The sequence below is a fragment of the Streptomyces sp. CBMA123 genome, from assembly GCF_014596465.1.
Classification (GTDB): domain Bacteria; phylum Actinomycetota; class Actinomycetes; order Streptomycetales; family Streptomycetaceae; genus Kitasatospora.
This window is the reverse complement of record NZ_MECK01000240.1, coordinates 1-7,793: the sequence shown is the minus strand read 5'-3', so window position 1 is coordinate 7,793 and position 7,793 is coordinate 1. Positions and strand designations below refer to the sequence as shown.

Annotated in this window: 5 protein-coding genes; 4 read left to right on the top strand and 1 reads right to left on the bottom strand. The window is 73.4% G+C overall.

What is annotated here, in order from left to right:
* The first annotated feature begins 245 nt into the window (after nucleotides 1–245).
* Both BG452_RS25010 and moeZ read left to right on the top strand, forming a co-directional pair.
* The gene (locus BG452_RS25010; protein ID WP_188306613.1) at nucleotides 246–1,235 is read left to right on the top strand and encodes an NAD-dependent epimerase/dehydratase family protein; all 990 of its coding nucleotides are present in this window, start codon (nucleotides 246–248) and stop codon (nucleotides 1,233–1,235) included.
* Between the two features lie 228 nt (nucleotides 1,236–1,463).
* Complete coding sequence (gene moeZ, locus BG452_RS25005) at nucleotides 1,464–2,642, top strand: adenylyltransferase/sulfurtransferase MoeZ (protein WP_188306612.1); 1,179 nt, start codon at nucleotides 1,464–1,466, stop codon at nucleotides 2,640–2,642.
* A gap of 94 nt (nucleotides 2,643–2,736) precedes the next feature.
* Here the strand turns inward: moeZ and BG452_RS25000 are convergent, their stop codons facing one another.
* Complete coding sequence (locus BG452_RS25000) at nucleotides 2,737–5,466, bottom strand: lysylphosphatidylglycerol synthase transmembrane domain-containing protein (RefSeq protein WP_223242699.1); 2,730 nt, start codon at nucleotides 5,464–5,466, stop codon at nucleotides 2,737–2,739.
* Between the two features lie 134 nt (nucleotides 5,467–5,600).
* On the opposite strand from BG452_RS25000, the gene BG452_RS24995 reads away from it, so the two are divergent.
* Both BG452_RS24995 and BG452_RS24990 read left to right on the top strand, forming a co-directional pair.
* Nucleotides 5,601–5,978 carry an MGMT family protein gene (locus BG452_RS24995; protein ID WP_188306611.1) on the top strand — a complete coding sequence of 126 codons (378 nt, stop codon included), beginning with the start codon at nucleotides 5,601–5,603 and terminating at the stop codon, nucleotides 5,976–5,978.
* A 251-nt stretch (nucleotides 5,979–6,229) separates the two neighbouring features.
* On the top strand, nucleotides 6,230–7,793 hold a 1,564-nt coding region (locus BG452_RS24990; protein ID WP_188306610.1), incomplete at its 3' end, for a UvrD-helicase domain-containing protein.

Below are 7,793 nucleotides of genomic sequence, written 5' to 3'. Positions count from 1 at the left end.
GCCGCCGCGGCGGTGCCGCTCGCCCTGGGCCGTTCCTGGCCGTCGGCCGTGCTGCTGGGCGGCGGTGCGGTCGCGGCGGTGCTGCTGGCCCACGGCTGGGCGGTGCTCGGCCGGGCGGGCTCGCACCGCTGAGCCCGCCCGATGGACCTCCGCCCGATGAGTTCCTGTCAGATCTCGTTCGCTGTTCTCGCTGTTTTCAGTCCGCCAGGTCGTCCTCGACCTCGCTTCATGGAAGGACGCCCCCGATGAGGGTGCTGCTGCTGGGCGCCGACGGCTTCATCGGCCGCCGGGTGACCGATCGTCTGCTGATGGACCAGGAGTTGCAGGTGACGGTGCTCGGCCGGCGCGACTCGGCCGACATCCGCTTCGACCTGACCACCGGGAGTCCGGGCGCGCTGGCCCGCTTCCTGGACGCGGTCGCGCCGCAGGTGGTGATCAACTGCGCGGGCGCCACCTACGGCAGCTCGCGGACCCTGATCCGGTCGAACACGCTGGCCGTCGCGACGGTCTGCGAGGCGATCCGGCGAAGCCGGGAGCCGGCCCGGCTGGTGCACGTCGGCTCGGCCGCCGAGTACGGGCCGGTGCCCGGCGGGGTGCCGGTGTCCGAGCAGGCCGAGCCGCGGCCGGTCGGCCCGTACGGGGTGTCCAAGCTGGCCGGGACGGAGCTGGTGCTGGCCTCCGGGCTGGACGCGGCGGTGCTGCGGGTGTTCGACGTGGTGGGCCCGGGGGCGCCGACCGCCTCGCTGTTCGGGCGGCTGGCCGAGGGCCTGCGGCGGGCGCTGGAGCGGGACGAGAGCCAGGTGCGGATGCCGGACCTGTCCGGATACCGGGATTTCGTGGACGTGCGGGACGTCGCCCGGGCGATCCAGATGGCGGCGGTCTCGGCCGCCACCGGGGTGATCAACGTCGGCAGCGGGCACGCCGTACGGGCCCGGGACGCGGCCCAGCTGCTGGTCCGGGCGTCGGGCTTCGAGGGGTCGATCGTGGAGGAGAACCGGCAGGTCCTGCTGCCCGCGCAGGTGGGCGGACCGGGCGGCGACCACCTGCCCGGCCACCACCTGCCGGGCCACCGCGCGGAGGGCCACCGGCCGGAGGGCCGCCCCGCCCCGGGCGAGCCGGTGCCGTGGCGGCAGGCGGACGTGCGCACCGCCCGGGACCGTCTCGGCTGGCGGACACAGGTGCCGCTGGAGGAGTCGCTCGGGGACGTCTGGCTGGAGACGGCCTGTCGGGTCTGAGGCCGGCGCGGGGGTGCCCCGGGCCCGTCACCACGGGCCAGGGGCACTTTCGGGGGGTCGGCGGGCGGTTCCACGATCCGGCGCGGGCCGTCTCGCCCATCGGACGAGCTGTCTCGGAATACCGGTGGGGCGTGACACTGTTGGCCTAGAGAGCCACCTGAGTGGCGGTGCAACAACCCCGTCCGAGGCTGGCCCCGGCCGCCTGAACAAGACCCCATCGGAGTCCCCGTGTCGTTGCCACCCCTGGTCGAGCCGGCTGCCGAGCTCACCGTTGACGAGGTCCGCAGGTACTCCCGCCACCTGATCATCCCGGACGTCGGGATGGCCGGGCAGAAGCGGCTGAAGAACGCCAAGGTGCTGTGCGTCGGCGCCGGCGGCCTGGGCTCGCCCGCGCTGATGTACCTGGCCGCGGCCGGTGTCGGCACGCTGGGCATCGTCGAGTTCGACGTGGTCGACGAGTCGAACCTGCAGCGCCAGATCATCCACGGCCAGGCCGACATCGGGCGCTCCAAGGCGGAGTCGGCGCGCGACTCGGTCCAGGAGATCAACCCCTACGTCGAGGTGGTCCTGCACGAGGAGCGCCTCGACAACTCCAACGTGATGGAGATCTTCGCCGGCTACGACCTGATCGTGGACGGCACCGACAACTTCGCCACCCGGTACCTGGTGAACGACGCCGCGGTGCTGCTCGGCAAGCCGTACGTGTGGGGCTCGATCTACCGCTTCGACGGCCAGGCCAGCGTGTTCTGGGCCGAGCACGGCCCCTGCTACCGCTGCCTCTACCCGGAGGCCCCGCCGCCGGGCATGGTGCCGTCCTGCGCCGAGGGCGGCGTGCTGGGCGTGCTGTGCGCCTCCATCGGCTCGATCCAGGTGAACGAGGCGATCAAGCTGCTGGCCGGCATCGGAGACCCGCTGGTCGGCCGGCTGATGATCTACGACGCCCTGGAGATGAACTACCGCCAGGTGAAGGTCCGCAAGGACCCGGACTGCGCCGTCTGCGGGGAGAACCCGACGGTCACCGAGCTGATCGACTACGAGGCCTTCTGCGGCGTCGTGTCGGAGGAGGCGCAGGCCGCCGCCGCCGGGTCGACCATCACCTCCAAGCAGCTCAAGCAGTGGCAGGACGACGAGGAGGACATCTACCTCATCGACGTCCGCGAGCCCGGTGAGTACGAGATCGTCAACATCCCCGGCGCGGTGCTGATCCCGAAGAACGAGTTCCTCATGGGCGACGCCCTGGAGAAGCTGCCGCAGGACCGGAAGATCGTGCTGCACTGCAAGTCGGGCGTGCGCTCGGCCGAGGTGCTGGCCGTGGTCAAGGCCGCGGGCTTCGCCAACGCCGTCCACCTGGGCGGCGGGGTGCTCGGCTGGGTGAACCAGATCGAGCCGCACAAGCCGGTCTACTAGAACGACGGATACGCAGAGGGGCCCGCCGCTCGGCGGGCCCCTCTACGCATCTCCGTCCGCTCGGACGGTCCGTCCGTCCGGACCGTCCGTACGCTCAGAGCGCCTGCTTGCGCTGCAGCACGTTGTAGGCGATCCAGCCCGGCAGCACCGGCAGCCAGAAGGTCAGCGCCCGGAAGAGGAACACCGCCGGGGTGGCGACCGCGGGGGAGACGTCCGCGACGGTCAGCGCACCGATCAGGGCGACCTCGACCGGGCCGATGCCGCCCGGGGTGGGGATCGCCGAGCCGGCCGCGTTGGCGGTCAGGAAGACCACCGCGACGGCCGAGAAGCTGACGTCGCCGCCGAAGGCCTGCACCGAGAAGTCCAGGCAGGCGGTGAAGCACAGGGTCAGCAGCAGGATGCCGCCGAAGCCGGTGACCAGCTTGCTGGGCGTCTGCATCAGGTCGAGCATCCGCGGCACCACGCCGAAGAACAGCGAGCGCAGCCGGCCCAGCACGAAGCGGCGCAGCGGCGCGACCGCGGCCACCACCAGGGCGAGCACCGCGGCGGTCAGCACCCCGATGATCACGGCTCGGGAGGCGGAGAGGTCGCCGTTGGTCTGGCTGCCGGTGATCAGGCCGAAGCTGAACAGCAGCAGCAGGTGCCCGGCCAGGCCCGCCAGCTGGGAGGCGCCGACCGAGGCGACCGCCTGGCCGGGGCGGATGCCGGCCTTCTGCAGGTAGCGGGTGTTGAGCGCGATGCCGCCGATCGCGGCGGGGGCGACCAGCTTCACGAAGGAGCCGGCCAGCTGGGCCGCGACGGTGCGCCGGAACGGCAGCCGCTCGGGGACGAAGCCGGTCAGGCTCATCGCGGCGGCGACGTAGCTGAACGCGGCCGCCAGCAGGGCCGCCGCCGCCCAGGCCCAGTTCATCTGGGAGAGCTTGAGCTGGGCGGGCTTGATGGTGGTCAGCGCCAGGTAGGCGGCGAAGGTGAGCGCGATCACCATGATCAGGCTCTTCGGCTTCAGCCGTTCCAGCTTGGCCGGCTCCATCGGCGCCTCGGGGGCGATCTGCAGGATCTGGCCGCGGATGCGGCTGAGCAGGTCCTCGCCGGCCGCCGCGATGTCCTCCTCGGCCTGCTCCTGGGTGCGCTCGCCGGCCGCGACCTGCTCCAGGGCCTTGGCCCGGGCGGCGGCCTTGCGCTCCTTGGTGAGCTTGGCGAGGTCGACCCGGGTGGAGCGGCTCATCCCGACCGGCTGGAGCAGCGGCAGCGCCTGGGCGACCCGGTCCGCGCCGAGCACCGCGTTGGCGGTGGCGACGGCCCGCTCGGGGCCGATCCGCAGGGCGAAGGTGGTGAGCAGCTGGGCGACGTCGATGCGCAGGGTCAGGTCGGTGGCGGCGATGTCGCCGCCGGACAGGTTGACCAGGCAGGCGGCCTTCCCGTCCACCACCAGCAGCGATTCGCCGGTCAGCCGGCGGTGGGCGATCCGGCGCTCGTGCAGGGCGGCCACCGACTGCCACAGCGAGGCCATCACCCGGTCGGTGACCTCCTCGTCGGCGAGCTCGTCCAGGGTGCGGCCCTCGACGTTCTCGTACACCAGGATCGCGGCGTCCGGGCCCAGCTCGGAGGTGGCCACCAGCTGTGGCGCCCGGGCGCCCGAGGCGGCCGCGGCGTACGCGATCAAGGCCTCCTGCTCCAGCGCCTGGCGCAGCGACTGGGGGCTGCGCCGCACGGCCACCGAGCGCAGCCGCAGCCGCCGCCAGGCCCGGTAGAAGAAGCCGGAGGCCTGCTGCTCGCGGTCGATGATGTGGACGTCCAGCGGCGGGCCGTCCTGCTGGGTGACGTAGTAGCGGCGGGTGCCGCCGGGGGCGTCCGGGGCGCGGTGGGCGCCGTCCGGGGTGAAGCCGACCTTGCGCAGGCCGATCATCAGGTGCTGCCCGGTGGGCCGGATGTTGGGGGAGCCGATCGCGTACAGCGTGCCGTAGGCGACGGACCAGCCGATCAGCACGGTGAGCATCAGCGACAGGGGGGTGGTGTAGCCGCCGAGCAGCTCGGTGACCCCGCTGAAGACGACCACCACCCACAGGGCCACCCGCCAGCGCGGTCGGCTCGACATGCCGACGGCGGTCATGTAGGCGATCACCGGGGCGAGGTAGCCGTGCACCGGGTCGGTGAGGCTGCCGTTGCTGTCCAGCGGCAGCCGGGTCAGCGCCGTCCTGATGTGCTCGGAGGCGCCTTCGGCCACCCACCAGTCGATGCCCAGCGAGACGCCGTACGCGAGCACCGAGGCGAGCACGCCGTCGGCGACCCGCAGGCCGTCGCGTTTGATCAGCCGCTCGACGGCGAAGGCCAGCGGCACGGCCAGTACCGCGACGCTGGAGATCAGCCCGGTGATGGTGGACAGCACCGCGGAGAAGTGCGGCGCGTTGGTGGCGATGTCCTGCTCGATGCCGGTGGTCGTCGAGGTCGCGATGCCGGCCAGGACGAAGACGGCGACTATCCCGAAGACCCCGGTCAGGAAGCGGATCAGGTCGGACGGGCGGTGCGCGCGGGCGGCGAGCAGCGGCTCGTCGACGTCCAGGTGCGGGGCCTCGTCCAGCGGGTCGTGGTACTCGGTCCGCGGGGCCGGCGGCGCCGGGGCGGGCGGCTCCGGCGCGGACGCGGGGGCCTGCTCGGGGGACTTCTCGGGCGTGGGGGTCTTGATCGTCAGGTCCTTGATCAGGGAGACTTCCGGCGTCGGCCCGCTTCCGGGCCGCCCTTCGGACTCGTCACCGGGCGCCGGGGGCACGGCGGAGCCGGACTCGTCGGAGTCCCCGTCCATGCCCACGGTAGCCGTCCCGGTCATCTGGTCTTGTCCTCGTATCACCACTCACCGCCCCGAAGATGGTGGCATGCCCCGACCCCCCGTGTCGGACAGGGGCCGGATCGGGCGCGGCGGGTCGTTCGTACGGGGCCGCGCGCGCGTCCCTGTAAGGAAGAATGCCGCAGGTGACGGACGTAACAGACGACGGCGGCCCGGACGCCCTACCGCCGTTCGCCGAACTGGTGCTCGATCTGACCGAGCGGATTCCACCCGGCCGGGTGATGACCTACGGCGACGTCGCCGAGTACCTCGGCCAGGGCGGCCCCCGCCAGGTCGGCCGGGTGATGGCCCTGTACGGCGGCTCGGTGCCCTGGTGGCGGGTGATCCGCGCGGACGGCCGCTTCCTGCCCGGCCACGAGCACCGCGCCCTCGCCCACTACGGCGAGGAGGGCACCCCGCTGCGCGAACTCGCCGACCCGCCCCGGGTCGACCTCAAGCGGGCCCGCTGGGACGGGACGCAGACGTCACCGAAACCGCCGCGCGGACGGGATTGACGGGGCAGGGTCGTAGGCTCGATGCGGGCGGGCCCCACCGGCCCGCCCCGGCCATGCCCCTCTGTACCACCCAGGAAGATCGTCCGTGAGCGAGCGAAGCGAGCGAGCCGTCGAAAGGCGCGCATGGGTTGACGCCCCTGCCGAGCGAAGCGAGCGAGCCATTGAAAGGCGCGCATGGGTTGACGCCCCTGCCGGGCGGAGCGAGGCGGGCGCGTGAGCGAGCGAAGCGAGCGAGCCATTGAAAGGCGCGCATGGGCGAACGCCCCTGCCGAGCGAAGCGAGGCGGGCGCGTGAGCTCCCCCTACCGGCTCGTGCGCAGCCCGCTCGTCCAGCCCGAACCGCCCGTGCTGGACGCCTACCAGCGCGCCGTGGTCGAGCACACCGGCGGCCCGCTGCTCGTCCTCGCCGGACCGGGCACGGGCAAGACCACCACCCTGGTCGAGGCGGTCGCCCGGCGGATCCAGGACGGCACCGACCCCGAGAAGATCCTCGTCCTCACCTTCAGCCGCAAGGCCGCCGTCGAACTGCGCGACCGGATGTCCGGCCGGCTCGGCGGCACCGCCGCCGCCCCGCAGGCCACCACCTTCCACTCCTTCTGCTACGCCCTGCTGCGCGCCCACCAGGACCCGGAGGACTACGCCGAGCCGCTGCGGCTGCTCTCCGGGCCCGAACAGGACGTCATGGTCCGCGAACTGCTGGCCGGCGGCGCCGAGGACGCCAAGCACGGCCTGGGCCGGATCGCCTGGCCGCTCGACCTGCGCGCCTGCCTGACCACCCGCGGCTTCGCCGACGAGGTCCGCGCCGTCCTCGCCCGCAGCCGCGAACTCGGCCTCGGCGAGGCCGAACTCGAACGCTTCGCCCAAGGCGTCCAGCGCCCCGACTGGGCCGCCGCCGCCCACTTCCTCGCCGACTACCTCGACGTGCTCGACCTGCGCGGCGTCCTCGACTACGCGGAACTCGTGCACCGCGCCGTGCTGCTCGCCGAACGCCCCGAGACCGGCGAGGAACTGCGCCGGCGCTACGAGGTCGTCTTCGTCGACGAGTACCAGGACACCGACCCCTCCCAGGTCCGGCTGCTGCGCCGGCTCGCCGGCGGCGGTCGCGACCTCGTCGCCGTCGGCGACCCCGACCAGTCGATCTACGCCTTCCGCGGCGCCGACATCAACGGCATCCTCGACTTCCCCCAGACCTTCCGCCGCGCCGACGGGACCCCCGCCGAGGTCAAGGTGCTGCGGGTCTCCCGCCGCTCCGGCGCCGTCCTGCTCGCCGCCTCCCGCGAACTCGCCCGCCGGATGCCGATGGGCCGGCTGCCCGCCGACAAACTCGCCCAGCACCGCGCCCTGCTGCCCTCCCGCGAAGGCGGCCGGGTCGAGGTGTACACCTACCCCACCCCCGGCGCCGAACTCGACTCGATCGCCGACCTGCTGCGCCGCGCCCACCTGGAGGACGGCGTGCCCTGGGGCGAGATGGCCGTGCTCGTCCGGGCCGGCGCCCGCTCCATCCCCGGCGTGCGGCGGGCGCTCGGCGCGGCCGGCGTCCCGCTGGAGATCGACGGCGACGACCTGCCGCTGCGCGAGGAGCCGGCCGTCGCCCAACTGCTGCTCGCGCTGCGGGTCTGCGCCGAGCAGGCCGCCCGCGACAAGCAGGGCCTCCTCGACGCCCCCGACCAGGACACCCCCGACTCCGACACCCCCGGCCCGGACGCCACGGAGCCCCTGACCGTCGAACTGGCCCACACCCTGCTGACCGGCCCGCTCGGCGGCCTCGACGGCTCCGACCTGCGCCGCCTCGGCCGCGCCCTGCGCGAGGAGGAAC